The organism is Pseudomonas sp. zfem003, assembly GCF_032621675.1.
GTDB classification, from domain to species: Bacteria; Pseudomonadota; Gammaproteobacteria; order Pseudomonadales; family Pseudomonadaceae; genus Metapseudomonas; species Metapseudomonas otitidis.
Genome location: NZ_JAVYJG010000015.1, coordinates 26,958 through 53,547, shown reverse-complemented (window position 1 = coordinate 53,547; position 26,590 = coordinate 26,958). Strand labels below are relative to the sequence as shown.

21 protein-coding genes are annotated in these 26,590 nt (G+C 66.2%); 6 read left to right on the top strand and 15 right to left on the bottom strand.

Annotated elements, in window-relative coordinates; all coding sequences use genetic code 11:
* Nucleotides 1-64: 64 nt before the first annotated feature.
* Nucleotides 65-583 carry an ATP-dependent zinc protease gene (locus RTK35_RS29325; RefSeq protein WP_074967329.1) on the bottom strand — a complete coding sequence of 173 codons (519 nt, stop codon included), beginning with the start codon at nucleotides 581-583 and terminating at the stop codon, nucleotides 65-67.
* 110 nt (nucleotides 584-693) lie between these two features.
* Nucleotides 694-1,908 carry an HD-GYP domain-containing protein gene (locus RTK35_RS29320; RefSeq protein WP_373323503.1) on the bottom strand — a complete coding sequence of 405 codons (1,215 nt, stop codon included), beginning with the start codon at nucleotides 1,906-1,908 and terminating at the stop codon, nucleotides 694-696.
* Nucleotides 1,909-2,125: 217 nt separating this feature from the next.
* On the opposite strand from RTK35_RS29320, the gene RTK35_RS29315 reads away from it, so the two are divergent.
* Together RTK35_RS29315 and betT are read left to right on the top strand one after the other, a co-directional pair.
* Nucleotides 2,126-3,019: an acyltransferase gene (locus RTK35_RS29315; protein ID WP_142012704.1), complete on the top strand. Its 894-nt coding sequence runs from the start codon at nucleotides 2,126-2,128 to the stop codon at nucleotides 3,017-3,019.
* A 311-nt stretch (nucleotides 3,020-3,330) separates the two neighbouring features.
* Nucleotides 3,331-5,292 carry a choline BCCT transporter BetT gene (gene betT / locus RTK35_RS29310; protein WP_236212461.1) on the top strand — a complete coding sequence of 654 codons (1,962 nt, stop codon included), beginning with the start codon at nucleotides 3,331-3,333 and terminating at the stop codon, nucleotides 5,290-5,292.
* Nucleotides 5,293-5,420: 128 nt separating this feature from the next.
* Here betT and fdhA read toward each other — a convergent pair whose 3' ends face one another.
* The 7 genes from fdhA to glyA form a co-directional block, all read right to left on the bottom strand.
* Entirely contained in the window at nucleotides 5,421-6,620 is a 1,200-nt protein-coding gene (gene fdhA, locus RTK35_RS29305; protein ID WP_044409128.1) for a formaldehyde dehydrogenase, glutathione-independent, read from the bottom strand.
* Nucleotides 6,621-6,807: 187 nt separating this feature from the next.
* On the bottom strand, nucleotides 6,808-7,665 hold the full coding sequence (gene purU / locus RTK35_RS29300) for a formyltetrahydrofolate deformylase (protein WP_044409131.1): 858 nt from the start codon (nucleotides 7,663-7,665) through the stop codon (nucleotides 6,808-6,810).
* Nucleotides 7,666-7,775: 110 nt separating this feature from the next.
* On the bottom strand, nucleotides 7,776-8,405 hold the full coding sequence (locus tag RTK35_RS29295) for a sarcosine oxidase subunit gamma (RefSeq protein WP_044409134.1): 630 nt from the start codon (nucleotides 8,403-8,405) through the stop codon (nucleotides 7,776-7,778).
* Nucleotides 8,398-11,418, bottom strand: coding sequence for a sarcosine oxidase subunit alpha (locus RTK35_RS29290; RefSeq protein ID WP_074967325.1), 3,021 nt, complete (start codon nucleotides 11,416-11,418; stop codon nucleotides 8,398-8,400). Before RTK35_RS29290 ends, RTK35_RS29295 begins: the two co-directional genes overlap by 8 nt.
* Entirely contained in the window at nucleotides 11,415-11,741 is a 327-nt protein-coding gene (locus tag RTK35_RS29285) for a sarcosine oxidase subunit delta (protein WP_044409140.1), read from the bottom strand. The genes RTK35_RS29290 and RTK35_RS29285 overlap by 4 nt, the downstream gene beginning before the upstream one ends.
* 11 nt (nucleotides 11,742-11,752) lie before the next feature.
* Nucleotides 11,753-13,003 (bottom strand): sarcosine oxidase subunit beta family protein, encoded by a 1,251-nt coding sequence (locus RTK35_RS29280; RefSeq protein WP_309041572.1) that lies wholly within the window; start codon nucleotides 13,001-13,003, stop codon nucleotides 11,753-11,755.
* 15 nt (nucleotides 13,004-13,018) lie between these two features.
* A complete protein-coding gene (glyA, locus tag RTK35_RS29275; protein ID WP_069559108.1) occupies nucleotides 13,019-14,272 on the bottom strand; it encodes a serine hydroxymethyltransferase in 1,254 nt (417 codons plus the stop codon).
* A 728-nt stretch (nucleotides 14,273-15,000) separates the two neighbouring features.
* Between glyA and RTK35_RS29270 the strand changes: the two genes are divergently transcribed.
* Nucleotides 15,001-15,306, top strand: coding sequence for an NIPSNAP family protein (locus RTK35_RS29270; RefSeq protein WP_107331324.1), 306 nt, complete (start codon nucleotides 15,001-15,003; stop codon nucleotides 15,304-15,306).
* A gap of 184 nt (nucleotides 15,307-15,490) precedes the next feature.
* Here the strand turns inward: RTK35_RS29270 and RTK35_RS29265 are convergent, their stop codons facing one another.
* Entirely contained in the window at nucleotides 15,491-15,790 is a 300-nt protein-coding gene (locus RTK35_RS29265; RefSeq protein ID WP_044409151.1) for a hypothetical protein, read from the bottom strand.
* 215 nt (nucleotides 15,791-16,005) lie between these two features.
* On the opposite strand from RTK35_RS29265, the gene RTK35_RS29260 reads away from it, so the two are divergent.
* Nucleotides 16,006-17,049, top strand: coding sequence for a low specificity L-threonine aldolase (locus RTK35_RS29260; protein ID WP_316909624.1), 1,044 nt, complete (start codon nucleotides 16,006-16,008; stop codon nucleotides 17,047-17,049).
* A 718-nt stretch (nucleotides 17,050-17,767) separates the two neighbouring features.
* Here the strand turns inward: RTK35_RS29260 and gbcB are convergent.
* Complete coding sequence (gbcB, locus tag RTK35_RS29255) at nucleotides 17,768-18,868, bottom strand: glycine-betaine demethylase subunit GbcB (protein WP_044409158.1); 1,101 nt, start codon at nucleotides 18,866-18,868, stop codon at nucleotides 17,768-17,770.
* Nucleotides 18,869-19,228: 360 nt separating this feature from the next.
* Between gbcB and gbcA the strand changes: the two genes are divergently transcribed.
* Both gbcA and RTK35_RS29245 read left to right on the top strand, forming a co-directional pair.
* Nucleotides 19,229-20,521, top strand: coding sequence for a glycine-betaine demethylase subunit GbcA (gene gbcA, locus RTK35_RS29250; protein WP_044409161.1), 1,293 nt, complete (start codon nucleotides 19,229-19,231; stop codon nucleotides 20,519-20,521).
* Between the two features lie 552 nt (nucleotides 20,522-21,073).
* Nucleotides 21,074-21,385 carry a hypothetical protein gene (locus RTK35_RS29245; protein ID WP_107329715.1) on the top strand — a complete coding sequence of 104 codons (312 nt, stop codon included), beginning with the start codon at nucleotides 21,074-21,076 and terminating at the stop codon, nucleotides 21,383-21,385.
* Nucleotides 21,386-21,464: 79 nt separating this feature from the next.
* On the opposite strand, the gene RTK35_RS29240 is transcribed toward RTK35_RS29245, so the two are convergent.
* The 4 genes from RTK35_RS29240 to RTK35_RS29225 form a co-directional block, all read right to left on the bottom strand.
* Entirely contained in the window at nucleotides 21,465-23,987 is a 2,523-nt protein-coding gene (locus RTK35_RS29240) for a fimbria/pilus outer membrane usher protein (RefSeq protein WP_316909623.1), read from the bottom strand.
* Nucleotides 23,988-24,192: 205 nt separating this feature from the next.
* Nucleotides 24,193-24,876 carry a fimbria/pilus periplasmic chaperone gene (locus RTK35_RS29235; protein WP_244165657.1) on the bottom strand — a complete coding sequence of 228 codons (684 nt, stop codon included), beginning with the start codon at nucleotides 24,874-24,876 and terminating at the stop codon, nucleotides 24,193-24,195.
* A gap of 102 nt (nucleotides 24,877-24,978) precedes the next feature.
* Nucleotides 24,979-25,506, bottom strand: a complete 528-nt coding sequence (locus RTK35_RS29230; RefSeq protein WP_074967315.1) for a fimbrial protein — start codon at nucleotides 25,504-25,506, stop codon at nucleotides 24,979-24,981.
* A 287-nt stretch (nucleotides 25,507-25,793) separates the two neighbouring features.
* The gene (locus RTK35_RS29225) at nucleotides 25,794-26,426 is read right to left on the bottom strand and encodes a response regulator transcription factor (protein ID WP_107329718.1); all 633 of its coding nucleotides are present in this window, start codon (nucleotides 26,424-26,426) and stop codon (nucleotides 25,794-25,796) included.
* Between the last annotated feature and the right edge of the window lie 164 nt (nucleotides 26,427-26,590).

The following is a 26,590-nucleotide window of genomic DNA, read 5'->3' as shown; positions in this document are numbered from 1 at the left end:
CGGCGGGAAAGCCGGCAGGGTGCCGTCGGGCCCGGGCGGCGTCAATCCCGCCCGGGCCGACGGTTCAGCACTGCGGCTTGCCGGCGGTGTACTTGCGGCCGGGGTAGATGGCGGCGCGGAATTCGCGCAGCGCCTTGGCGCCGATCAGCAGCGGGTAGTTGAAGCTGCTGCGGTCGGTGAGGTTGACCTCGACGGTGCGCTTGGTATCGCCCAGGCACATTTCCAGTTCGATGACCGGGCGCTTGGACGGGTCGGCCTTCTCGCGCTCGTCGTCCTCTTCATCGCCGGCTTCCTCGGCGCGGGTCTTGATCTTGCTGATGCGCGCCAGGCGGTGTTCGTAGAGGGTGTCGTCGGCGTCCTTGGTGGCCAGGCGGAAGCGAACCCACTCCTCGCCGTCGCGCTTGAAGCGCTCGATGTCCTTGGCCGAGAGGGAGGCGGTGAGGGCGCCGGTGTCCATCTTGGCCTTGAGGGTCTGGCCGATCTCGGGCAGACGGATGTATTCGTAGCGGCCGTAGAGGTCAGGCTCCTCGGCGGCGAATACCGGCAGGGCGAGCAGGGTCAGCAGGGCGAGCAAGGGTTTCAAGTCGGTCTCCTCGGCGTGGGGCGCGGTGGGCGGTTCTGTCGACGGGGCACGTGCGCCGGCAGGTTCTGGGACCGGCACGACGGGCCTTTGGTTCGGCGGTGCCGCGCAGTCTACCCGCCCACCTTCTTCAGGCGCACCCCGCCCCAGAGTTCCTCGAGGTTGCGGAAGCCCCAGTCCTCGGGGGATTCGCGGGCGACGATGCGGTCGCGGCCCTGCATGGTGGCGAGGTCGATCACCTCCTGGGGGATCGGCACCTTGGAGCGTGCGGAGAAGAACACCCGCACTTTGGGCATCAGCAGGGAGCCACTGCCCTGCTCCAGCACCACGCCGAGGCGCCCACTCTCCAGGCGCACCAGGGAGCCGGTGGGGTAGATGCCGACGCATTTGACGAAGGCCTGGAAGACCTTGGGGTCGAAGTGGCCCTTGGTCCACTCGGCCATCTTGTGCAGGGATTCGGCCGGGTCCCAGCCCTTCTTGTAGGGGCGGTCGGAGGTGATGGCGTCGTACACGTCGCACACCGCGCCCATCCGCGCCAGCAGGCTGATCTGCTCGCCGGCCAGGTGATGGGGGTAGCCGCTGCCGTCGAACTTCTCGTGGTGGTGCAGGCACACGTCCAGCACCAGCGCGCTGACCTGATGGCTCTCCAGCAGGATGCGTGCGCCGGCCATGGGGTGGCCGCGCATGGTGGCGAACTCGCTGTCGGTGAGCTTGCCGGGCTTGTTCAGCACGGCGTTGGGCACGGCCATCTTGCCGATGTCGTGGAGCAGCCCGGCGAGCCCGGCCTCGCGCACCTGGGGCTCGGGCAGGCCGAGCTGGCGGGCCAGGGCGATCATCAGGGCGCAGACGGCCACCGAGTGCATGTAGGTGTATTCGTCGGAGTTCTTCAGCCGCGCGAGGCTGATGAGGGCGTTGGGGTGGCGCAGCACCGAGGCGGAGATTTCCTCCACCAGCCCGTCGGCCTGGCTCAGCTCCACCACCTGGCCGAGCCGGGCGTCCTTGAACATGGCCATGACGGCGGCGCGGGAGCGCTCGCACAGCGCCACGGCCCGGGCCACTTCGTCTTCCAGGCTGACGGGGCGCGCGGCGGCGTTGTCGGGGTGGTTGGCGGCCAGCAGCTGGGCGTCGGCCTCTTCGTTGGCCTGCTCGGCCGTGACCTGGGCAGCAGCCTGGTCCGGGGCGAGGTCGAGGCCCTTGGAGGTGTCGATCCAGACTTCGGTGACGGCGCTGTCGAGAATGCGCGCCAGATCCTTCTGGGACTTCAGCAGAAAGCTGCTCTTCCAGAAGGGGTGGTCCATCCATGAGCCGCAGAGTTCCTGAACGTACATGCCCGGACGCAGGTCCGACACAGCGATCTTCTTCAACACGATGGGCACCGATGGAAACACACGAGAAACCAGGAACGAGGGCGATGATGCCTGATGGCCAGTGGCCGGAACAGCCGTTTCGCCTGACTTTATCTGAGGAAGGGGATGAGTGTCTTGGCAGCCGTTCACGCCTGCGTATCATGGCAACGCCACCCACAGGCCAAGGAGCCATGGACCCATGAGGGCGCTGCTGACCGGTATCACCACCATCCTCCTCGTGCTGATCAACACCCTGGCCCTGATCGGCCCGATGCTGCTGATCGCCCTGCTCAAGCTGGTGCTCCCCGGCCAGGCCCTCAAGGACGCCTGCTCCCGTGCGGTGATGGGCATCGCCGAGGCCTGGGCGGAGAACTGCAAGCGCATCTTCGCCCTGCTCACCCCCACCCGCTGGGACATCCGTGGCGGCGACGGCCTGCGCAACGACACCTCCTACCTGGTGGTGTCCAACCACCAGTCCTGGGTGGACATCCCCGCGCTGGTTCAGGCCTTCAACCGCAAGGCACCCTACTTCAAGTTCTTCCTGAAGCAGGAACTGATATGGGTGCCCTTCATCGGCCTGGCGTTCTGGGCGCTGGACTACCCCTTCATGAAGCGCTACTCCAAGGCCTTCCTGGCGAAGCACCCGGAGATGAAGGGCAAGGACCTGGAGATCACCAAGGCTGCCTGCGAGAAGTTCAAGCGCCTGCCGGTCACCGTGGTGAACTACCTGGAAGGCACCCGCTTCACCCCTGCCAAGCAGGCCCAGCAGGGCTCCCCCTACCGCTACCTGCTCAAGCCCAAGGCGGGCGGCGTGGCCTTCGTGCTGGCGACCCTGGGTGAGCAGCTGGATGCGATCCTCGACGTCACGCTGATCTACCCCGGCCAGCAGGTGCCGGGCTTCTGGGCCCTGGTGTCAGGCCAGGTGCCATGGGTGATCGTCGACATCCAGACCCGCGACCTCGACCCGTCCCTCTGGCAGGGCGACTACGAGAACGACCCGGTGTTCCGCCAGCACCTGCAGGACTGGGTGAGCCGCCTGTGGTCCGAGAAGGACGCCCGCATCCACCAGTTGCGCAGCGAACTGCACGGCTGACCCTCGCGGCCGGGCGCCCGCCCGGCCCGCCCCGCTGCGCTTTCCGACGAAGCGTCGCAGCCCCCGTACCACCCGGCCTGAAGCCTTGTCTGAAATGGCTGTAGAGCGCGCCGCCATTGGCGTTGACGCGCTTTAGCGTGTTTATATTGAACGCCCGATCAATTTAAAAGGAACCCCGTCCCCGCTCCCGCACTCTCACCCGAATGCCCGAATCCGCGTTAAAGGAGATGCCGCTTGCCGACACCCTCGACCACCCACGCAGGGGGAACCCTGTGAACACCTCGACCCAAGTTTCCACCCCGTCCCTGCGTATGAACGCCCCGGTGCTGATCGGCTCGGCGGCCTTCGTCCTCATCTTCGGCCTGGCCGCCACCCTGTTCGCCGAACAGGCCGGTGAATGGCTCGCCCGCGCCCAGGCCTGGGCCTCCGGCAGCGTCGGCTGGTACTACCTGCTGGCGATGACGCTGTACCTGGTCTTCGTGGTGGTCACCGCGCTGTCCGGCTATGGCCGGATCAAGCTCGGTGCCGACCACGACGAGCCCGAGTTCAGCTACCTGTCCTGGGCCGGCATGCTGTTCGCCGCCGGCATCAGCATCACCCTGTTCTTCTTCTGCGTGTCGGAGCCGCTGACCCACTTCGCCCAGCCGCCCAAGGGCGAGGCCGGCGGCAGCGAAGCCGCGCGCCAGGCCATGCAGCTGCTGTTCCTGCACTGGGGCCTGCACGGCTGGGGGGTGTTCGCCCTGGTGGCCATGGCCCTGGCCTACTTCGCCTACCGCCACAACCTGCCGCTGGCCCTACGCTCAGCGCTGTACCCGCTGATCGGCAAGCGCATCAACGGCCCCATCGGCTACACCGTGGACGCCTTCGGCATCATCGCCACGGTGTTCGGCCTGGGCGCCGACATGGGCTTCGGCGTGCTGCACCTCAATGCCGGCCTGGACTACCTGTTCGGCATCCCCCACGACCAGTGGGTGCAGGTGGCGCTGATCGTGCTGATGATGGGCGCCGCCGTGATCGTGGCCGTCAGCGGCGTGGAGAAGGGCGTGCGGGTGATGTCCGACGTCAACATGCTGCTGGCCTGCTCGCTGCTGCTGTTCGTGCTCTTCGCCGGGCCCACCCAGCACCTGCTGAACATGCTGGTGCAGAACCTGGGCGACTACCTGGGTGCGCTGCCGACCAAGAGCTTCGACCTCTACGCCTACGACGGCGGCACCCGCTGGCTGGGCGACTGGACGGTGTTCTACTGGGCCTGGTGGATCGCCTGGGCGCCCTTCGTCGGGCTGTTCATCGCGCGGATTTCCCGTGGCCGGACGATCCGCGAGTTCGTCTTCGGCGTGCTGTTCATTCCCCTGGGTTTCACCCTGGCGTGGATGTCGATCTTCGGCAACAGCGCCCTGGAGCAGGTCTTCAGCGGCGCCAGCGACCTGGCCACGGTGGCGGTGAACGAACCGTCCATGGCCATCTACCACCTGCTGGAAAGCTATCCTTGGAGCCGCGCGGTGATCGCCGTGACGGTGTTCATCAGCTTCGTGTTCTTCGTCACCTCCGCCGACTCGGGCACCGTGGTGCTCTCCACCCTCTCCTCCCGGGGTGGCGCGGTGGACGAGGACGGCCCGCGCTGGCTGCGGGTGTTCTGGGGCGCACTGACCGCGCTGATCACCATCGGCCTGCTGTTCGCCGGCAGCATCGACGCGCTGAAGTCGGCGGTGGTGCTCACCTCCCTGCCCTTCTCGCTGATCCTGCTGCTGATGATGTGGGGGCTGCACAAGGCCTTCTACCTGGAATCCCAGCGCCAGCGCGCCCGCCTGCATGCGCCCTCGCCGGTGGACCAGCGCTCGCCCCGGCGCCGCAGCGGCTGGCGCCAGCGCCTGGCCCAGGCGGTGCACTTCCCCTCGCGGGACGAGGTGTACCGCTTCATGGAGGAGCAGGTGCGACCGGCCATGGAAGCCCTTGCCGAGCAGTTCCGCACCCGTGGCCTGACGGTGGAAACCCACATGGACCCGGCCGGCGCCAGCCTGAGCCTGGAAGTGGGCCATGGCGAGGAACACCCGTTCCTCTACCGGGTGGTGATGCGCGGCTACTTCACGCCGTCCTTCGCCGTCGCCGGGCTGGACGCGCGCAACCGCCAGAACCGCCGCTACTACCGCGCCGAGGTGCACCTGGCCGAGGGCAGCCAGGACTACGACCTGGTGGGCTACAGCCGCCAGCAGGTGATCGACGACATGCTCGACCAGTACGAGCGGCACCTGCAGTTCCTGCACCTGGTGCGTTGACCGCAGCCCCGGGCGAACGCCCGGGCGCCCTCCTGTCAGCCACCCATAAAAAAGAGGAGCCGTCATGGCTCCTCGAAGGACAGGTACTGCGCCGGTAGAACGCAGCACCAGGGGTTGCGGCTCAGGACTCAGGCGGCGCTGAAGGTCTTGTGCGGGTCGATGACGAATTTCTTCGGCACGCCGGCATCGAACTCGCCGTAGCCACGGGGCGCGTCATCCAGGCTGATGACCTGCACGCCCACCACTTCGGCAATGTTGATGCGGTCCCACATGATGGCCTGCATGAGCTGGCGGTTGTATTTCATCACCGGGGTCTGGCCGGTGTGGAAGCTGTGGGACTTGGCCCAGCCGAGGCCGAAACGGATGCTCAGGCTGCCGATCTTGGCGGCGGCGTCCACGGCGCCCGGGTCTTCGGTGACGTAGAGGCCGGGGATGCCGATCTTGCCGGCCACGCGGGTGACCTGCATCAGCGAGTTGAGCACGGTGGCCGGGGCCTCGTGCTGGGCACCGGCATGGCCGTGGCCACGGGCTTCGAAGCCCACGGCGTCGACGGCGCAATCCACTTCCGGCTCGCCCAGCAGGTCGGCGATCTGCTCGTGCAGCGGGGTGTCCTTGGACAGGTCGGCGATCTCGAAACCGACGGCCTTGGCGTGGGCCAGGCGCACCGGGTTGACGTCGCCGACGATGACCACGGCCGCGCCCAGCAGGCGGGCGGAGGCGGCAGCGGCGAGGCCCACCGGGCCGGCACCGGCCACGTAGACGGTGGAGCCCGGGCCGACGCCGGCGGTGACGGCGCCGTGGTAGCCGGTGGGGAGTATGTCGGAGAGGCAGGTCAGGTCGCGGATCTTCTCCATCGCCTTGTCGCGCTCGGGCAGCTTCAGCAGGTTGAAGTCGGCGTAGGGCACCAGCACGTACTCGGCCTGGCCACCGGTCCAGTCGCCCATGTCGACGTAGCCGTAGGCGCCGCCGGCGCGGGCCGGGTTGACGGTCAGGCAGACGCCGGTGTGCATCTCCTTGCAGGAGCGGCAACGGCCGCAGGCGACGTTGAAGGGCACGGACACCAGGTCACCGATCTTCAGGTTCTCGACGTCGCTGCCCTTCTCCACCACCTCGCCGGTGATTTCGTGGCCGAGCACCAGGCCGACCTGGGCGGTGGTACGGCCGCGCACCATGTGCTGGTCCGAGCCGCAGATGTTGGTGGAGACGACCTTCAGGATCACGCCGTGCTCGATCTTCCTGCCACGGGGGTCCTGCATCTTCGGGTAGTCGATCTTCTGCACTTCGACCTTGCCCGCTCCGAGATAAACGACACCACGATTACCAGACATGCATGAATCTCCTTTGTTGTTGTGGATACAAAGGCGCGGCCTGGGCCACGCGGCCTTGTACTGGAGCTTGTGTCTGTTGCCGGAGCCGCCGGGTGGAACTGGCAGGGCGGCTGCCGAAATCTGTAGCCGGACGCACGTCCGGGATCTGGCACGCGCCCGGGTCGGGGCCCGGGCCACGTCTGCTGGTTCAGAGCACCACGGTGCGGTTGGCGTTGAGGAACACGCGGCGCTCGATGTGGTAGCCCACCGCCTTGGCCAGGGTCAGGCATTCGATGTCACGCCCCTTGGCCACCAGGTCCTCTGGGTAATGGGCGTGGTCCACCGGTTCGACGCCCTGGGTGATGATCGGGCCCTCGTCCAGGTCGTTGTTGATGTAGTGGGCCGTGGCGCCCACCAGCTTGACCCCCTTCTGGTAGGCCTGGTGGTAGGGCTTGGCGCCCTTGAAACCGGGCAGCAGGGAGTGGTGGATGTTGATGGCCCAGCCATCCAGGCGCCGGCACAGCTCGGGCGACAGCACCTGCATGTAGCGGGCGAGCACCACCAGCTCGGCACCGGTGTCCTCGATCACCTGCAGCACGCGCCGCTCCTGGGCGGGCTTGTCGTTGGGGTCGAGGGGGAAGTGGTGGTAGGGGATGCCGTGCCAGCGGGCCAGCGGCTCCAGGTCGGGGTGGTTGGACACCACGGCCATCACGTCCATCGCCAGTTGGCCGATGCGCTGGCGGTAGAGCAGGTCATGCAGGCAGTGGTCGGCCTTGGAGACCATGATCACCACCTTGGCGCGGTAGCCCGGCGGGGTCAGTTCCACCTGCATGTCGAAGGGCGCCACGCGGGCGGCCAGGCCGGCACGGAAGGCGGCCTCGTCGAAGCCGTCGGGCTGGCGGAACTCGACGCGGATGAAGAAGCGCGCGGACAACCGGTCATCGAACGAATGGTGCTCGGTGACGTAGCAGCGCTGCTCGAACAGGTAGCCGGTCACCGCGTCCACCGTGCCGAGCACGCTGGGGCAGTGGGCGGTGAGGATCCAGGTATCGGGGGTGCGGCTCATGTCGGGGCCTCGGTAATCCGTGCTGTCAGGGGGCGCAGGGGGGAGAACGCTTCACCCCTCCACCTGCGCTGGCCTGCGATGGACGGCAACGGCGCCGTCCACCCTCCATCTCACGCCTTGATCGCCAGCCCGTACTCGGCGCTGGCGTCCTGCAGCCAGAGCCAGAGGTAGTCGGAGAAGCTGCGGCGCACCACCAGTTCCCAGGTGTCCTCGCCGGTGTGGCGGATCACCGCCGTGGCCTTGGCAAAGTGGGTGCCCACCGCCTTGCCCACCGGGAAGTTGCTCGGGTGCACGTCGTAGGAGGTGGACTTCATCAGCAGCTCGCGCACCTTCGGCCCGCTCAATTCCAGCAGGGTCTGGCCGCCGCTGACGTTGACCACGGCGATGTGCTGGCCGTCCAGCGCCTCGCGCAGGCGTTGCTCGGTGGCGAACTCCTGGCCACCGGGGACGATCAGCAGCCACTCGTCCGGGCCCAGCCACTGCAGCGAGGTGTCGCCGTTGGCCACCAGGGTCAGCGCCACCGGCAGCTCCAGGCCCAGGGCCTTGTGCACGCCGCCGGCGAAGGCCGGGTCGCTGGCTTCGCCACGGATCACCAGGTGACCCAGCAGCTTCTTCTCGCGCAGCACGACACCGGCGCTGGCCTTGCCCTTGCGCGCCAGCTCGTCGAGGCCGGCGTGGTGCAGGGGCGACTCGCCCTGGATGTTGCCCGGGCGTTGTTCGTAGACGTTGACGTTAGACATTCTGGCGATCCCCTTTCGGGTCATAGAACACGGAGCTGCAGATTTCGGCTTCGATCACGCTGCCATCGGCCAGAGGGGCGAAGACCCGCTCGCCCATGCGCTTGAGGCCGCCCTTGACCACGGCCAGGGCGAAGGAATGGCCCAGGCTGGCGCTCATGTAGCTGGAGGTGACGTGGCCGACCATCTTCATCGGGATGGACTGCTTGGGATCGAACACCAGCTGCGCGCCTTCCGGCAGGACCTTGTTCGGGTCCAGCGGCTTGAGGCCCACCAGTTGCTTGCGGTCCTCGCGCAGGCAGTCCTCGCGATTCATGCCGCGCCAGCCGATCCAGGAGAACGGCTTGTTGCGGCCGACGCACCAGCCCATGCCCAGGTCGTCCGGGGTGACCGAGCCGTCGGTGTCCTGGCCGACGATGATGAAACCCTTCTCGGCCCGCAGCACGTGCATGGTCTCGGTGCCGTAGGGGGTCAGGTTGTACTTCTTGCCGGCCTCGATCAGCTGCTTCCACACGCCCAGGGCGTAGTCGGCCTGCACGTTCACTTCATAGGACAGCTCGCCGGTGAAGGAGATGCGGAACACCCGCGCCGGTACGCCCCCCACCTTGCCTTCCTTCCAGCTCATGAAGGGGAAGGCGTCCTTGTCCAGGTCGATGTCGGTGACCTCGGCCAGCAGCTTGCGGCTGTTGGGGCCGGACAGGGTCATGGTGGCCCAGTGGTCGGTGACCGAGGTGAAGTACACCTTCATCTCCGGCCACTCGGTCTGGTGGTACAGCTCCAGCCACTCCATGACGCGGGCGGCGCCGCCGGTGGTGGTGGTCATGATGAAGTGGTTGTCGCCGACGCAGGCGGTGACGCCGTCGTCGAAGACCATGCCGTCTTCCTTGCACATCAGGCCGTAGCGGGCCTTGCCCACGTCCAGCTTGGTCCATGCGTTGGTGTAGACACGGTTGAGGAACTCACGGGCGTCCGGGCCCTGGATGTCGATCTTGCCGAGGGTGGAGGCATCGAGGATGCCCACGCTCTCGCGCACGGCCTTGCATTCGCGGGCCACGGCGGCGTGCAGGTCCTCGCCGTTCTTCGGGAAGTACCAGGGGCGCTTCCACTGGCCGACGTCCTCGAACTCGGCGCCCTGGGCCAGGTGCCAGCTGTGCATGGCGGTGTAGCGCTTGGGATCGAACAGGTGGCCGCAGTGACGCCCGGCCACGGCGCCGAAGGTCACCGGGGTGTAGTTCGGGCGGAACATGGTGGTGCCCATCTCGGCGACGCTGATGCCCATCGAACGGGCGGCGATGGCCAGGCCGTTGATGTTGCCCAGCTTGCCCTGGTCGGTGCCGAAGCCCAGCGCGGTGTAGCGCTTGACGTGCTCGACCGATTCGAAGCCCTCGCGGGTGGCCAGCTCGATGCCGGCGGCGGTGACGTCGTTCTGCAGGTCGACGAACTGCTTGGGCGCGCGGGCGGTGGACTTGTCGTGGGGCACCTGGAACAGCGCCAGGGTGGGCTCCTCGTGACGGATGGCGGCCTTGGGCACGACGCCTTCCACCGGCTTGAAGCCGGCTTCGGCAGCGGCCTTGGCACCGGCCTCGTAGCCGTCGGCGAGGACGTCGCCGAGGCCGAAGACGCCGTTCACGGCACCGGCGCACAGGCGCTTCTGGAAGCCGCCCTCGCTGGGCACGAAGGCCAGGATGTCTTCACGCCAGGTGGGCTTGCCGCCCAGGTGGGAGGCCAGGTGCACCACGGGGCTGTAGCCGCCGGAGCTGACGATCAGGTCGCAGTCCACCACTTCGCCGGGGCTGGTGACGCGGTGGCCCTTGACGTCGATGGCGCAGATGCGGGCACCGGTGACGCGCTTGCTGCCACGGCACTCGACCACGGCGCTGCCGGTGAGGATGCGCACGCCACGGGCGCGGGCTTCCTCGACCCAGGCGCCGCGCGGGTTGCTGCGGGCGTCGGCGACGGCGACCACTTTCTGCCCGGCGTCCAGCCAGTCCAGCACCACGCGGTAGGCGTAGTCGTTGTTGGTGGACAGCACCAGTTCGCGGCCGGGGGCCACGCCGTAGCGGTTGACGTAGGTGGAGACGGCTCCGGCCAGCATGTTGCCGGGGACGTCGTTGTTGGCATACACCAGCGGCCGCTCGTGGGCGCCGGCGGCCAGCACCACGCGCTTGGCGCGCACGCGGTGGACGCGGTGGCGCGCCTGGCCACGGGGGGCGACTTCACCCAGGTGGTCGGTGAGGCGCTGGTGGATGGTGAGGAAGTTGTGGTCGTGGTAGCCGTTCACCGTGGCGCGCGGCAGCAGGGTCACCTCCGGCAGGCTGGCCAGTTCGGCCAGGGCCTTGGCGACCCACTCGGCGGCGGGCTTGCCGTCCAGGGTTTCGCGGGTGTCCAGCAGGCTGCCGCCGAACTCTTCCTGCTCGTCGGCGAGGATCACGCGGGCGCCGCTACGACCGGCCGCCAGGGCGGCAGCCAGGCCGGCGGGGCCGGCACCGACCACCAGCACGTCGCAGTGCTGGTTGAGGTGGTCGTAGATGTCCGGGTCCACTTCGGTGGGCGAACGGCCCAGGCCGGCGGCCTTGCGGATGTACTTCTCGTAGGTCAGCCACAGGTTCTGCGGGTACATGAAGGTCTTGTAGTAGAACCCGGGCGGCATCATGCCGCCGCCGACCTTGCCGAGGATGCCCATCAGGTCGGTGTTGACGCTCGGCCAGCCGTTGGTGCTGCTGGCCACCAGGCCGCCGTACAGGGCCTGCTGGGTGGCGCGGATGTTCGGCACCTGGGCCTGTTCGGTGGAGCCCAGCTGGAGGATGGCATTGGGCTCTTCGGCACCGGCGGCGACGATGCCGCGCGGGCGGGAATACTTGAAGGAGCGACCGACGACGTCCACGCCGTTGGCCAGCAGGGCCGAGGCGAGGGTGTCGCCGGCGTAGCCCTGGTAGTTCTGGCCGTTGAAGGTGAAGGTCAGGGGCTGGCCACGCTCGACGCGGCCCCCCTTGGGAAGGCGGTTGACCTGGCTCATGCCGTTACTCCTGCAGGCGCTGCTTTCTTCTCGCCGGTGGTGGCTTCGGTGATGCTGGGCTTCTCACCGATCTTGTAGGTTTCGAGGATTTCGTAGGTCACGGTGTGGCGGGTGACGTTGAAGTAGCGACGGCAGCCGGCCGCGTGCACCCACAACTCGTGGTGCAGGCCACGGGGGTTGTCGCGGAAGAACATGTAGTCGCCCCACTCCTCGTCGGTGCAGGCGCCCGGGTCCAGCGGGCGCGGGATGTGCGCCTGGCCCTTGGCGTGGAATTCCTCTTCGGAGCGCAGCTCGCCGCAGTGGGGACAGAAGATGTGCAGCATGGCGGGTCTCCTTAGTGAGCCACGGCAGCGGCGCCGTGCTCGTCGATCAGTGCGCCGTTGTGGAAACGTTCGATGGAGAAGGGCTTGGCCAGCGGGTGCATCTCGCCGGCGGCCAGGCTGGCGGCGAAGACGTTGCCCGAGCCGGGGGTGGCCTTGAAGCCGCCGGTGCCCCAGCCGCAGTTGAAGAACAGGTTCTTCACCGGCGTCTTGGCGATGATCGGGCAGGCGTCGGGGGTGGTGTCGACGATGCCGCCCCACTGGCGGTTCATGCGCACGCGCGACAGCACCGGGAACATCTCGACGATGGCCTGCAGGGTGTGCTCGATGGTCGGGTAGGAGCCGCGCTGGCCGTAGCCGTTGTAGCCGTCGATGCCGGCGCCGATGACCAGGTCGCCCTTGTCGGACTGGCTGATGTAGCCGTGCACGGCGTTGGACATGATCACGCTGTGGATGATCGGCTTGATCGGCTCGGACACCAGGGCCTGCAGCGGGTGGGATTCCAGCGGCAGGCGGAAGCCGGCGAGCTTGGCCATGTGCCCGGAGTTGCCGGCGGTGACCACGCCGACGCGCTTGGCGCCGATGAAGCCGCGGTTGGTCTCGACCCCGATGACCGCGCCATCCTGCTTGCGGAAGCCGATCACCTCGGTGTTCTGCAGCAGGTCGACGCCCAGGGCGTCGGCGGCGCGGGCGAAGCCCCAGGCCACGGCGTCGTGGCGGGCCACGCCGCCACGGCGCTGCACGGTGGAGCCGAGGATCGGGTAGCGGGTGTTCGTGCTGCAGTCCAGGTAGGGGATCTCCTCGGCCACCTGGCGGGCGTTGAGCAGTTCGCCGTCCACACCGTTGAGGCGGTTGGCACTGACGCGGCGCTCGGCGTCACGCATGTCCTGCAGGGTGTGGCAGAGGTTGTAGACGCCACGCTGGGAGAACATCACGTTGTAGTTCAGGTCCTGGGACAGGCCTTCCCACAGCTTCATGGCGTGCTCGTAGAGGTGCGCCGCCTCGTCCCACAGGTAGTTGGAGCGGACGATGGTGGTGTTGCGCGCGGTGTTGCCGCCGCCCAGCCAGCCCTTCTCCACCACCGCGACGTTCTTCACGCCGAATTCCTTGGCCAGGTAGTAGGCCGTGGCCAGGCCATGGCCACCGCCGCCCACCACGATCACGTCATAGACCGGCTTGGGCGTGGGGTTGCGCCACATGCGCTGCCAGTTCTCGTGATGGCTCAGGGAGTGCTTGAACAGGCCGAAGCCGGAATAACGTTGCATGCTCGGACTCCTGGATCAGCGGTAGACGGGGAAGTCGGCGCAGAGCGCCGCCACCTGCCGGGCCACCTGGGCTTCCACGTCGGCGTCGCCGAGGTGGTCGAGGATGTCGCAGATCCAGCCGGCGAGTTCGGTGGACTGGGCTTCCTTGAAGCCGCGGGTGGTGATGGCCGGGGTGCCGATGCGCACGCCGGAGGTGACGAAGGGCGACTGCGGGTCGTTGGGCACCGCATTCTTGTTCACGGTGATGCCGGCGCGACCGAGGGCGGCGTCGGCGTCCTTGCCGGTCAGGCCCTGCTTGATCAGGCTGACCAGGAACAGGTGGTTGTCGGTGCCGCCGGAGACCACGTCATAGCCACGCTCGATGAACACCTTGGCCATGGCCTGGGCGTTCTTGATGACCTGGGCCTGGTAGGTCTTGAAGCCGGGCTCCAGCGCTTCCTTGAAGCACACGGCCTTGGCGGCGATGACGTGCATCAGCGGGCCGCCCTGGGCGCCGGGGAACACGGCGGAGTTGAGCTTCTTCTCGATCTCTTCGTTCTTGCGCGCGAGGATCAGGCCACCGCGCGGGCCGCGCAGGGTCTTGTGGGTGGTGGTGGTGACCACGTCGGCGTAGGGCAGCGGGTTCGGGTACAGGCCGGCGGCCACCAGGCCGGCGACGTGGGCCATGTCGACGAACAGCAGCGCCCCGACCTTGTCGGCGATGGCGCGGAAGCGCGGGAAGTCGAGGGTCTTGGAGTAGGCGGAGAAGCCGGCGACGATCATCTTCGGCTTGTGCTCCACGGCCAGGCGCTCGACTTCGTCGTAGTCGATCAGGCCGGTGGCCGGGTCCAGGCCGTACTGCACGGCGTTGTACAGCTTGCCGGAGGAGGACACCTTGGCGCCGTGGGTAAGGTGGCCGCCGTGGGCCAGGCTCATGCCCAGCAGGGTGTCGCCGGCATTGAGCAGGGCCAGGTAGACGGCGCTGTTGGCGGAGGAGCCGGAGTGCGGCTGGACGTTGGCGTAGTCGGCGCCGAACAGCTCCTTGGCGCGGTCGATGGCCAGCTGCTCCACCTTGTCGACGAATTCGCAGCCACCGTAGTAGCGCTTGCCCGGGTAGCCTTCGGCGTACTTGTTGGTCAGGCCGCTGCCCTGGGCTTCCATCACCCGCTGGCTGGTGTAGTTCTCGGAGGCGATCAGCTCGATGTGGTCTTCCTGTCGGTGCGCTTCTTCCTGCATCGCGCTGAACAGTTCGTCGTCGTAGCCCTGGATTCGGTCTTGCTTGCTGAACATCGCTGATCTCCTGCGGTGCGGCTGTCGCACGGGGTTTGGGGGGCTGGTCGGGAGCCATCGCGGCAAGCGCCCACCGGTGTTTCCACCGGGGGCGCCAGCGCCGGAATCTCCGGCCTGACCGGGCCTGTTGCGACCGATTGTGCGAAAACGCCTGGGGGGTGACTTGCCTGTTTACGACGTCCAAATGCTCAAACGACCCGGCCCGCGACACGGCGCTTTCAGCGGCCACCTTGCCTCCGGGGCGACAGGGCGCGGCGCCGCCAGGCAGCGCCGTCTTTGCCAAAAGCGACGACGCGATGGGAACAGCAGATGACGCCACGGGACATGGCCGCCGGCGCGACGGAGAGGCGATGGATGAACACGCGTGGGTGGGTGATCCCCACAAAGCGTGGAGCACCCTGTGGATAACCTGTAGAGCGCTGGCGCCGCACCAGGCATGGCGAGGCTTCCCGGGCTTCGTACATTTCTTGAGCAGTATCAGCGGGTTGCAGCCGGTGCTTGCCCACAGAAACTGTGCACGGCCTTGTTCACAGCCTGTGGATAGATCGTCATGACCCAAGCCTGGCGAGGCCTTTGAGGGTTTGCGGAAAGGTTGTCCATTCCCCCACTTGCCCACAGCGCAGCACAGTGGCCCGGACAGGCTGTGGATGCCGGCGCGCTGGACAAGCCGCCGGGGCACTGGCTAGCGTGCCGGCTCCCAGGCAATCGCCCAATGAAAAGGACGCCCCATGGTCACCTGCTACCTGCGCTACATCATCGATCCCTACAAGCTCGCCGAGTTCGAGCACTACGGGCGCCTGTGGATTCCGCTGGTGGAGAAGTTCGGCGGCCAGCACCACGGCTACTTCCTGCCATCCGAGGGCGCCAACAACGTCGCCATGGCGATGTTCACCTTCCCCAGCCTGGCCGCCTACGAGACCTACCGCGCCCAGTCGATGCAGGATGCCGACTGCCAGGCGGCCTTCGCCTATGCAGAGCAGACCCGCTGCATCCTCAGCTACGAGCGCAGCTTCTTCCGCCCGGTCTTCAACTGACCCCTCCCCCTGCGGCCTGGCGCCACCTCCGGTTCGCCAGCGCCGCCCGCCCCTGATACCCACAGGCACAGCGGACGCGTGCAGACGCAGCGCCCGAGTGGCGACGCGTCGGTTTTCTACGCGGGAGTGCGGATACGGAACGCTGGGAGAGGGCCCGGCCGGCGGCCAGGCCCGGGGGATGGGGTCAGTTGAGGTGCGCCAGGCACTGGTTGGTGACCTTGATCAGGCGCTCGTGGGTGGGCTTGGGCAGCGGGGTGGTCTGGTTCTTCAGCTCGTCCAGCTCGGCCTGGCTGAACTCGGCACCGACCTTGTCGGCAGCACAGCCGCAGTATTTCTGCAGTTTGTCCCCGGCCACCTGGGCCTGGGCGCCGGCGGCGCAGTCCTGGACGAAACGCTCGCGCTCGCCCGGCCCCCATTGGGCGGCGGCGGCCGACAGGCTGACGGAAAGGGTGGCGGCAACGGCAAGCAGGTGGGTGTAGCGCATCGGTGACACTCCTCAGGTGATGGCAGGGTCCGGCCCCGTGGCAGGTGCGGTTCTGTTGTGAGCCGCAAAGCCCGCTCGGAGTTCCTGAAGGCGCCCGGACAGCGCCTGGGTGGAAACAGATGTCGCCTGAGCACGTTTCCGTGCATCCAAGCTGGCGTTAACTTACATCCCATCGGCCGCCTACGCACGGGGTGGCACACCGAAAGGACCCTTCGATGACCGACAAGACCCAGCAATTCGCCAGCGACAACTACTCCGGCATCTGCCCGGAAGTGTGGGCCGCCATGGCCCAGGCCAACCAGGGCCATGAGCGCGCCTACGGCGAGGACAGCTGGACGGCGCGCGCCGCCGATCACTTCCGCCGCCTGTTCGAGACCGACTGCGAGGTGTTCTTCGCCTTCAACGGCACGGCGGCCAACTCCCTGGCTCTGGCCTCGATGTGCCAGAGCTACCACAGCGTGATCTGCTCGGAGACGGCCCACGTCGAGACCGACGAATGCGGCGCGCCGGAGTTCTTCTCCAACGGTTCCAAGCTGCTGCTGGCCCGCACCGAGCAAGGCAAGTTGACGCCCGACGCGGTGCGCGAGATCGCCCTCAAGCGCCAGGACATCCACTACCCGAAACCCCGCGTGGTGACGCTGACCCAGTCCACCGAAGTGGGCACCGTCTATCGCCCGGAGGAAGTCCACGCCATCAGCGCGGTGTGCAAGGAGCTGGGCCTGCGCCTGCACATGGACGGCGCGCGCTTCTCCAACGCCTGCGCCTTCCTCGGCTGCACCCCGGCGGAGCTGACCTGGAAGGCCGGCGTCGACGTGCTGTGCTTCGGCGGTACCAAGAACGGCATGGCAGTGGGCGAGGCGATCCTGTTCTTCAACCATGACCTGGCCGAGGACTTCGACTACCGCTGCAAGCAGGCCGGGCAACTGGCCTCGAAGATGCGCTTCCTCTCGGCGCCCTGGGTGGGCCTGCTGCAGGACGACGCCTGGATGCGCTACGCACAGCACGCCAACGGCTGCGCGCAGTTGCTGGCAGAGCTGGTGGCGGACGTGCCGGGGGTGAGCCTGATGTTCCCGGTGGAAGCCAACGGGGTGTTCCTGCAGATGTCCGAGGCGGCGCTGGAGTACCTGCGGGCGCGCAACTGGCGTTTCTACACCTTCATCGGTGCCGGTGGCGCTCGCTTCATGTGCTCCTGGGACACCGAGGAAGCCCGGGTACGCGAGCTGGCCGCCGACATCCGCGCTGCCATGGCCCAGGGCTGAAGCCCCGCTCCGCGACTTGTCCCCGATTACGGTGCATCAACCTGTGGACAAGCCGTGGAGCCCTCCCGCCAGGCCAGGCGCCGCAACGGCCCTGGCCTCCCGCCTGTTTTTCGTTCTATTTCAGCCACTTGCCGTGCATTCATGCACAGCTGCTGTGCACCGGCCTGTCGACTGCCTGTGGATAGATCGCCACACCCTTTGCCAGACGTGGCGCCCAGCCGATCGCTCATTTTTCATCCAGTCCTGAAGGCCGCGAAATGACTGGATGCTCCAGCCGCGTTCTGGATGTTCCACGGGGCGTGGGCCCCAGGTTTTCCCCGATAACGGTGGGCAAGCCTGTGGACAACCTGTTCACCCCTGCTCGGACGCCACGGCGCCCGCGCTGCCTGGGCTGGAGGTCAGCCTGCAAGCAGGAAGGTGGTGCCGGTGGGGTGACTATGCACACCCACTGTGCAGGAGGCTGTGGCCGACCTGTGGATAGATGACTGCAGCCCATGGTTGGCAAGGCTTGCAGCGCGCTGATCAAATCCTGAACAGTCCGCTCCCGTGGAACCTCAAGCGGCTGGAAGCCTTGCCGTGCGGGGCCCGAGGGTACGCGGCCGATCCACAGATGCCGTGGACCAGCCTGTGGACAAGCTGTTCACGAAACCCGCTGGGCCCCGCCCGGCGTGGCTTTGCAGGCCCTGGTCGTTTTCCGTACAGGACGATGCCTGGGGACTCAGTAGTCGATGCAGACGTCGCCCTTGGGCACGCTGCAGCAGGAGAGGATGTAGCCCTCGGCGACGTCTTCGTCGGTGATGCCGCCGTTGTGCTCCATCTCCACCTCACCGGCGGTCTTCATCACCTTGCAGGTGCCGCAGATGCCCATGCCGCAGGCCTTGGGGATATGCAGGCCGAGCTTGGCGGCGGCGGAATGCACGGTCTCGCCCGGGGCGACGCGGATGCTCTTGCCGGTGCTGCTGAATTCCACCAGGTGCTGGTCGGCGGCCGGTACGGGCGCGGCCTCGGCAGCCTCGGCGGCCAGTTCCTTGACCTCTTCGCGCACCTCGGGGGGCGTCGGGCCGAAGGCCTCTTCGTGATAGCGCGCCATGTCGAAGCCCTTGGCCTGCAGCAGGCGCTTCACCGCGCTCATGTAGGGGGTGGGGCCGCAGCAGAAGATCTCCCGCTCCATGAAGTCGGGGGCGATCAGGTGCAGCATCGCTTCGTTGAGGTAGCCACGGTAGCCGGACCAGGTCTCGCCGGCATCGTAGCGCTCGACCACCAGGTGCAGCTTGAAGTTGGCGATCCGCGAGGCCATGTGGCGCAGTTCGCGGTGGTAGATGATGTCCTTCGGCGTACGGGCGCTGTGGACGAAGACCATGTCGACGTTGGCGTTGGTGTCGAAGAACCAGCGGGCCATGGACATAACCGGGGTGATGCCGACGCCGCCGGAAAGGTAGAGCACCTTGTCGGCGGGGTGGTCGATGGCGTTGAACAGCCCCACCGGGCCGTGCACGGGGAGGACATCACCTTCCTTGAGGTTGTCGTGCAGCCAGTTGGAGACCTTGCCGCCCGGCACGCGCTTGATGGTGATGGAGAAGCTGTAGGGCACCGAGGGCGTGCTGGAGATGGTGTACGAACGCATGATCGGCTGCCCGTCGATCTCCAGCTCCAGGGTGACGAACTGGCCGGGCTTGAAGAAGAACAGGATCGGCTGGTCGGCCATGAAGCAGAAGGTGCGGACGTCCCAGGTTTCCTGGACGGTCTTCACGCAGCGCACCAGGTGGCGGCCGTTGGTCCAGGTCTGGGTGTTCACCGGGTTCAGGAAGCTGTTGCTCATACGCATCTCCGCGCGCCGTGGATCGGCGCCTTTGATCGGATTCTGCTGAACGCAAATCCCCACCACTTACCTGCCAGCGACATTCGCATGCTCATCGCGACCTGCCAGCAACCACAAGGGCTCGAGCGTCGGAAACGGATGCGGCCGTGTCGCCCGTGGATAAGGTCGTACCCCATGGCGACAGCACACTCGGCCCCAGCCAGAACACGAGGCTTTTCGAAAAACCACCCTCGTATCCGCAGCAGGGCCTGCAGTCGGCCAGGGAGAACAGAGGGGCACGTCACGCCGCCTTGCGTGACAACCGAATCAGCCACCCATTGCGGCGGTCGCCGGTGCGACCAGCCTTTTGAGGAGTTACCGATGGACGTCACTTCCCCCCTGAGCCTGGTCGACCCGCTCGAACCCGCACGCAAGGCCACGGCCGCCATGCTCAAGGAGCGCGACCACACCTTCTCGCTGCCCCAGCCGTTCTACAACGACGAGCGCCTGTTCCAGCTCGACATGCAGGAGATCTTCCACAAGGAGTGGCTGATCGCCGGCATGACCTGCGAGATCCCGGCCAAGGGCAACTACCTGACCCTGCAGGTGGGCGACAACCCGGTGATCGTCCTGCGCGGCGCCGAAGGCCAGGTCCATGCCTTCCACAACGTCTGCCGCCACCGCGGTTCGCGCCTGTGCGTCAGCGACAAGGGCAAGGTGGCCAAGCTGGTCTGCCCCTACCACCAGTGGACCTACGAACTGGACGGCCGCCTGCTGTTCGCCGGCACCGAGATGGGCGCCGACTTCGATATGAAGCAGTACGGCCTGAAGCCGGTGCACGTGAAGACCGCCGGTGGCTACATCTTCATCAGCCTGGCGGAGAACCCGCCGGCCATCGACGACTTCCTCTCCACGCTGGCCCATTACATGGAGCCCTACGATATGGAGAACACCAAGGTGGCCGTGCAAACCACCCTGCGTGAAGCCGCCAACTGGAAGCTGGTGATGGAGAACAACCGCGAGTGCTACCACTGCAGTGGTTCGCACCCGGAGCTGCTCAACACCCTGCTGGAATGGGACGACGTGACCGACCCGCGCGCCAGCCAGGCCTTCAAGGACCAGGTGGCCGCCTGCACCCGGGCCTGGGACGCGGAGAAGATCCCCTATGCCCACGCCAGCTTCGGCCTGCGCAACCGCATCGTGCGCATGCCGCTGCTCGAAGGCACCGTGTCCATGACCATGGACGGCAAGCAGGGCAGCAAGAAACTGATGGGCCGCATCCAGAACCCGGACCTGGGCTCCATGCGCATCCTCCACCTGCCGCACTCCTGGAACCACTGCATGGGCGACCACATGATCGTCTTCACCGTGTGGCCCATCGGCCCGCAGGAGACCGTGGTCACCACCAAGTGGCTGGTGCACAAGGACGCGGTGGAAGGCGTGGACTACGACGTGGCGCGCCTGCGCGAGGTGTGGGACGCCACCAACGACCAGGACCGTCGCCTGGCCGAGGAGAACCAGCGCGGCATCAACTCCTCCGCCTACCAGCCCGGCCCCTACTCGAAGACCTACGAGTTCGGCGTGATCAACTTCCTCGACTGGTACAGCGAGCGGATGCTCAACAACCTGGGCGACACCCCGGCGACCAAGCTGCGCCAGGTCGGCGCCGAGTAAGCGACATGTCCCTGAGCCTGGGATTCCTCATCCTGCTCATGCTCTACGCGGCGCTGGCCTGCAAACGCTCCCGGCGCTGAAAGCAACACACTGAGGTCCCGTCAGGGACACCCCTCGCCCCCGTCAGGTCGTCGGCCCTGACGGGGGCTTTTTTATGTGGCCCATCGCGCCAGTGCGATGGGCCTTTTTCATGCCCGCAGAAAACCAATCCACCACCTGCGCAGGGGCGGAAAAGGCAAATGAAGGCAGTCGGTGCTGAACGAGGGGGCTTGGCTGTGTGTGCGAGGCGGGTGGAGCAGAGGTGCTTTTGCAGTGTGCCTGCGGCGGGATGACTGCCCGATTGTGGCCTTTAAGGGACGAAAGATCCATATAGGAAATTTCTGACGAGGACCACGAAATGAACGTGGTCACAAAATATCGGCAGTCGCAAATGGAACTGTGACGCAAGGGCGTCCCACCCGAGGTCGCCTACAGAAAAAGAGGACAGCAAAAAACTGGATTGTAGGAGCGCGCTGATTTTTACTCAGGTCATGTCTGTGAGGAGTCCTAAACATGAAAAAAATACTGAGTCTCTCCGCCGTCGCCCTTTTCCTGGCCCTGGGTGCTGCCCAAGCCAATGCCAACGAACCTGCTCATGGTCAGATCACCTTTCAGGGCCGAATCGTAAAGGATATGTGCAGCGTTCCTACAAGTGTCTGGCAGAACAATGTGGGACGCGCCAATGGCATCAGCCCGCGCACCCCGACCGATCCCTTCCATGACTCGGCCTGTGCAGGCGTCGCCCAGACCCAGAGCGTGGCGATGAAGCCCATCACGACCCGCTCGGGCCGCAAGGGCGGGATCATCACCGTCACCTTCAACTGAGTCAGTTCGGACGTGCAGAAAAAGACAGGGCCGGTAAAGACCGGCCCTGATGAGGAAAAGCGTTCAGGTAGCCCAGGCGTCAGTCGGCGAACGCGACCTCGGAACGCCCGGTACGGGTGATACAGCGAACTTCCAACTGCTGGTAATTGAGATCATCCGGATCTGCTTCCGGCAGCCGGTACTCGAAGGTGCAACGCCTGTCGGGGTCGCTGCCCCAACGCACCACCAGCGATCCGGTCGGATCCAGCCCCCTCAGGAACGCACGGCCCGCCTGCCCCACCATTGCCAGGCTCTTGCCGTCGGCATCGAGCACTTCAGAGCCCAGCGGCGGGTTCTCGCCGTTGTCCCGCACGATCTTCAACAGCACCGGGATGCCGCTGATGGTCGGGTAGTTGAGCATGACCACCGCGCCATGGCGGGGCGCCACCGACTGCTCGGTGACCTGCAGCTCCACGTTGCGGAACAGCCCGGCCGGGTCGATCACCACCTGGTTCTGCCGATACGGGGACAGCCCACCGACCACGGCGTAGCCATTGCCGGCAATCCGCGTCCCGGCATCGTTCGACACATAGGCACCCTGGGCGCCCTTGGCCTCGATGATGGCGAGGGTTTCGCCCTGGGTCTGGGTGAAGTTGACGCCCCCCGGGTGGAGCACGACGGTGCCCATCGCGCCGAGGTTCTCCTGGCGGTAGCCGGTGCCTTTGCTCAATCCAGCGTTGAGGGACACAGCGGAAGCACGGTAGTTGAAGCTACCACCGGTGTTGTTGGAACGCTCGCCCTGGTCGCGACTGGTGGAACCATAGAGGCTGTAGCTGGCCTGGGACTGTTCCCCGAGGGAGCCGCTCAGGCTGGCCTGGGTGCTGCTGCGGCCCTTAGCGTAGTTGACCGACGTGCTGAGGCTGGCGGAACGACCTACATCGCCGATGGGGATGTTGAAACTCATCATGTACTGGTTCTCATACCCCTCGCCCATGCGTGTACGCCCCACCGACAAGCTCATGGAGCCCCAGCGGTAGCTGTTGGAGTAGCCGCCCTGGAAGGTCATGTCGCCCTTGCGCGAGGCGTCCCAGTACTTCTGCGACGAGCCGCTCAGGTAGAGGCTGCCCATTTCCCCCGGCAGGGGTTGCGTGGCACTCACCTGGAAGCGGCTGCGCTGGCGATAGAGTCCGCCCTGGGGATTACCGTAAGCCTGGGCGTAGTCGCTGAAGCTCAGGTAGCCGCGACTGGAGAAGCGATAGGCCGCCATGGTGAAGTTGGTCTGGGTCGCGTCCACCAGCTTCGAGTAGGTCATCCGGTAGCTGCGGCCGCCCTTGGGCGTCGAGTCCTCGGTGCGCAGGGGGGACTCCTTGACCTGCGACTGGGTCACGTCCAGTGCCAGGGCGCCCAGGCCGGTACTCAGGGCCACGCCACCCTGAACCGCCATGTACTTCTCGGCGATGATGCTGCCGGTGTAGGCACTCCAGTCGTTGGAGATACCACGCTGGTAGGTGCCCTGGACGAAGCGCGGGACGCGCTCGGCCGAGTCGTTGCGGTACTCGCCGGCGGTGACGCTGAAGCGCGACATGCCCGGGCGCAGCAACTGGGCAACGGAGGCGTAAGGTACGAGGAAGGTGCGCTGGCGGCCATCCGCCTCGGTCACGGTGACCTCCAGGTCGCCGGAGTAGCCCGAGTCGTAGAGGTCCTCGATGCTGAACGGCCCGGGGGAGACCGTGACCTCGTGGAGGATCGACGCACCCTGGCGGATGGTGACCTTGGCGTTGGTCTCCGCCACGCCGCGGATGACCGGTGCATAACCGCGCAGGGCGTCGGGCAGCATGCGGTCGTCCGAACTCACCTGCACGCCCCGGAAGGGCACGCTGTCGAACAGCTCGCCCGGCGTGTAGTAGTCGCCCACGGTCAGTTGCGAACGGATGCCGGTCAGGTCCCGTTGCACGTAGGTGCTGCTGTTGCTGTAGTGGCTGCGCGACGGGGCGCCCGACGAGCTGGAGCGGTTGTAGTTGCCATTGGTACGCAGCCGCCAGTCGCCCAGGTTGATGCCGTTGTTGAGCCCGATGCTGAGCTGTTGGGTATCGCCACTGTCGGTGTGGTTCCGGTAGAGGTTGGCGCTGTAGCCGATGAAACCGGCAGTGACGCCACGATCCCAGTCCCGGGGGTCCACCTCACCGCGCACCTGCCGCCCAAGGTAGGCCTGGGGGACGCTGAGGTAGGCGCTGAGTTCAGACAGATCGACGTTGACGCTGGAGGACGGCACCAGTTGCGTCAGGTCCAGGCACTCCTCGCTTTCCAGCTTCGCGCGGGCGGCCGCCGGGTCCGGCAGCTTGTCCAGGTCGAGGCCGATGGTGCCCAGCTGGGTCGGGGTGAAGCAGACCCGGGCGCCGTTGGGCGCGTCCTTGTCGTCCTGCAGACGGACTTCCTGGCGGCCTATCCAGCGCTCGTTGAGGAGGATGTCCAGCCGATAGGTGCCCGCCGGCAGCACGGTGCCGCGGCTGAAGCGGGACAGGTCCACCGCTTCACCCTGCCCCGAGCCATTGAACAGGAAGTCAGGGTTGAAGGCCGCAAAGCGAGGGCTATTGGGCAATTCGTCCGCATCGACGAGGCCCATCGCCCCCCCGAGCGAGGCCATGGCCACGGCAAAAGCCAACAGGTGTGGGCGTACGACAGGGCACCGCCGCTGACCGCCCGGGAGTAAGGCCCTTGTGAGGCCAACGGCATCCGTATCGGGAAGCGAAGTCATGGGTACACCTCGCATCGACCAGCGCGATGCTCCTTGGGATTCGTGTAAAGAAAATGGCGACTAATGCCCGGACCTACTTGTCCAGGCTGCTCTCCTGACCGACGCTGGCGCCGTAGTCGTTGATCCACTGCAGCACCACGCGACCGGATGCCGGCATGCCGGACAACCCGGTAACCGGGAAGTCGTGGCTGCCGAAGGGCCCGACCATGCCGCTGCCAGCCTTGTAGTCGCGGCCGTTGGCACGCAGGGCGATATCGCCGAAGGACACGTTGTAGGCACTGCGGTTGGTGGCCCTGAGCACGGGCTTACCGTCGATGCTGGCCAGGCTCCAGGCCACCTGCTCGATGGCGCGGTCCGGGCGGCCCGGCAGCCCCTCGGGGCGGTAGAACAGCTTGACCCGGGTGCGAATGGCGAACTGCATGTAGTTGCCGTCCTCGCTGGGCATGGGCGGCACGTCCAGCAGGTTCAGCCAGAACACGCTCTCGCGGTCCTTGGGCAGGGGCTCGCCGATGAAGGAAACCCTCACGCTCTGGCCTTTTCCGGGCTCTACACGAAACAGGGGCGGCGTCATGACGAAGGGAGCTTCAGCGTTCTCGGGGCGAATCTCGGGGTCACCCCGGTCGATCCACACCTGGACCAGGGAAGGCTGATTGCCGTCATTGCTGACGCGCACCCCGATCTCCTGCTGCTTCGCGGGGTAGATGAACCGGGTGCCATTGACCACGATGCCGGCATGGGCGCCGGACAGGGTCAACAAGGTCGTGACAGCCAGTAGCCATCGCGTGAATGAGATGCGCAGGGACATGGGGAAGTACCGTAGAGGCAACTCGCCCGGGAGGTCCCGGGCGAGTAGGGGGTATTACTCGTAGGTCATGGTGTAGGAGACATTCGTCAGCACAGGACCGGGCTTGATGGGATCGACCTTCGGGGCAAGGTAAGCGGCCGAGAACAACAACACGGCGTCGTTGTTGGTGCCGGTCACTTCCTCAAGGTTGTTGGTTCCATTCACCAGATTGATAGGATCACCGTTCTTGTTGAGGATCTGAACAAAGGCGTTGGATGCATTAGCGTCTTTGCTCTGGTTCTTGAGAACGCCTTCGACAGCATCGACCGTAGAGCCCGCGTCAAAATGAGCCTTGACCTTGGTGCCAGCAGTGCAAGCGCTGACGCGAATTTCGAACTGCTTGGCACCAGCCCTCTGGCCGGGAGCCAGCGAGGTTTGGGAAACGACTGGCATTTCCACATTTTGATTGAGGGTATTGCTGTCAATGGTGCAGGTCTTGCTGGAGACTTCGCCCTTGAAGGTGATCGTGCCGTCAGAAGCCAGTGCCAGGTTGCTCAGGCCGAAACCGACCAGGGCCGCGCCAGCGGTGAGGAACTTTTTCATTTGACTCTCCTGTAGAGGCGCCTGGTTCCACGCGCCGAAATGAAAGATTGACCTCTAGAGTCGGAACCAGAACTGAGCGCTTGCCGACCTCGTATTGAGAACCGCATCGCACTTCAGCGTGGCGGGCACAATGATATCGACGGCCTCAAGCCGGGAATGGAGTCCCCGACCCATGCGGGCTGTAGGAAATTTCACCTGGATCTGAAACCTTTTCTGAGGCTGGCTTCAGAGCCCCAGAAGAAGGCGCCCGAGCGGGCGCCAGGAGGGAGAAGTGCGAGGTAGAGCGGCTACTGCTGCCGAGCGCTCAGGTCGTTGCGGCGGGCGAACTCGATGAGTTCGAGAAGGGAGGCGAGGTTGAGCTTCTGTTGGATGCGGCTCTTGTAGGTGCTCACGGTCTTGTTGCTGAGCAGCATGCGCTCGGCAATTTCCTTGTTGCCAAGACCGGACGCCAGGTACTGCAGCACCATCAGCTCCTGGTTGGACAAGCGCCCCACCAACTCCTGCTCGCTGGCCGGCGTGCCCTGCCCCACCGGCAGCACGTCGGCGGGGAAGAAGGTGAAGCCGGCGCTGATGGAGTTGATGGCGATCACCAGGTTCTGCAGGTCCTCCTCCTTGCTCACGAAGCCCCGTGCCCCTGCCTGCAGGCAGCGCTGGCAGAATCCCTCGGCGGGCAATGAGGTGAGCACCAGCACATGGCTGTCGAGCCCTAGCGAGCGGATGCGGCTGATGACGTTGAGGCCGTCCAGGCGGGGAATGCCGATGTCGAGGATGACCACATCCGGCTCGTGCTGGCGCACCAGCTGCACGGCATCGACGCCGTTGTCGGCCTCGCCCACCACCTCGAGCCCGTTGCGCTCCAGGAGCATGCGCACCGCCATGCGGATCACCGGGTGATCATCGACGATCAGGGCTGTTCTCATACTTGCGACCTCGCGCTGGACCACGGCTCGGGGGAGCCCCGACAAAACTGTGACACAGTCGTGCCACAGATGAAATTTCCTACAAATGCTACCGACGCTTCGCCTAGCTGCACTTGGACTGCCTGCGTAACGTGGCCGGACTTTTTACCAACCGAGCCCTCGCC

What these genes read in the sequence shown, in the direction of transcription:
- RTK35_RS29230 (WP_074967315.1), bottom strand. Translation starts at nt 25,506, where the DNA reads ATGAAAAAGTTCCTCACCGCTGGCGCGGCCCTGGTCGGTTTCGGCCTG.
- purU (WP_044409131.1), bottom strand. Translation starts at nt 7,665, where the DNA reads ATGAGCCGCACCCCCGATACCTGGATCCTCACCGCCCACTGCCCCAGC.
- betT (WP_236212461.1), top strand. Translation starts at nt 3,331, where the DNA reads ATGAACGCCCCGGTGCTGATCGGCTCGGCGGCCTTCGTCCTCATCTTC.
- gbcA (WP_044409161.1), top strand. Translation starts at nt 19,229, where the DNA reads ATGGACGTCACTTCCCCCCTGAGCCTGGTCGACCCGCTCGAACCCGCA.
- RTK35_RS29260 (WP_316909624.1), top strand. Translation starts at nt 16,006, where the DNA reads ATGACCGACAAGACCCAGCAATTCGCCAGCGACAACTACTCCGGCATC.
- glyA (WP_069559108.1), bottom strand. Translation starts at nt 14,272, where the DNA reads ATGTTCAGCAAGCAAGACCGAATCCAGGGCTACGACGACGAACTGTTC.
- RTK35_RS29285 (WP_044409140.1), bottom strand. Translation starts at nt 11,741, where the DNA reads ATGCTGCACATCTTCTGTCCCCACTGCGGCGAGCTGCGCTCCGAAGAG.
- RTK35_RS29280 (WP_309041572.1), bottom strand. Translation starts at nt 13,003, where the DNA reads ATGCAACGTTATTCCGGCTTCGGCCTGTTCAAGCACTCCCTGAGCCAT.
- RTK35_RS29315 (WP_142012704.1), top strand. Translation starts at nt 2,126, where the DNA reads ATGAGGGCGCTGCTGACCGGTATCACCACCATCCTCCTCGTGCTGATC.
- RTK35_RS29225 (WP_107329718.1), bottom strand. Translation starts at nt 26,426, where the DNA reads ATGAGAACAGCCCTGATCGTCGATGATCACCCGGTGATCCGCATGGCG.
- RTK35_RS29265 (WP_044409151.1), bottom strand. Translation starts at nt 15,790, where the DNA reads ATGCGCTACACCCACCTGCTTGCCGTTGCCGCCACCCTTTCCGTCAGC.
- RTK35_RS29290 (WP_074967325.1), bottom strand. Translation starts at nt 11,418, where the DNA reads ATGAGCCAGGTCAACCGCCTTCCCAAGGGGGGCCGCGTCGAGCGTGGC.
- RTK35_RS29240 (WP_316909623.1), bottom strand. Translation starts at nt 23,987, where the DNA reads ATGGGCCTCGTCGATGCGGACGAATTGCCCAATAGCCCTCGCTTTGCG.
- RTK35_RS29320 (WP_373323503.1), bottom strand. Translation starts at nt 1,908, where the DNA reads ATGTACGTTCAGGAACTCTGCGGCTCATGGATGGACCACCCCTTCTGG.
- fdhA (WP_044409128.1), bottom strand. Translation starts at nt 6,620, where the DNA reads ATGTCTGGTAATCGTGGTGTCGTTTATCTCGGAGCGGGCAAGGTCGAA.
- RTK35_RS29270 (WP_107331324.1), top strand. Translation starts at nt 15,001, where the DNA reads ATGGTCACCTGCTACCTGCGCTACATCATCGATCCCTACAAGCTCGCC.
- RTK35_RS29245 (WP_107329715.1), top strand. Translation starts at nt 21,074, where the DNA reads ATGAAAAAAATACTGAGTCTCTCCGCCGTCGCCCTTTTCCTGGCCCTG.
- RTK35_RS29295 (WP_044409134.1), bottom strand. Translation starts at nt 8,405, where the DNA reads ATGTCTAACGTCAACGTCTACGAACAACGCCCGGGCAACATCCAGGGC.
- gbcB (WP_044409158.1), bottom strand. Translation starts at nt 18,868, where the DNA reads ATGAGCAACAGCTTCCTGAACCCGGTGAACACCCAGACCTGGACCAAC.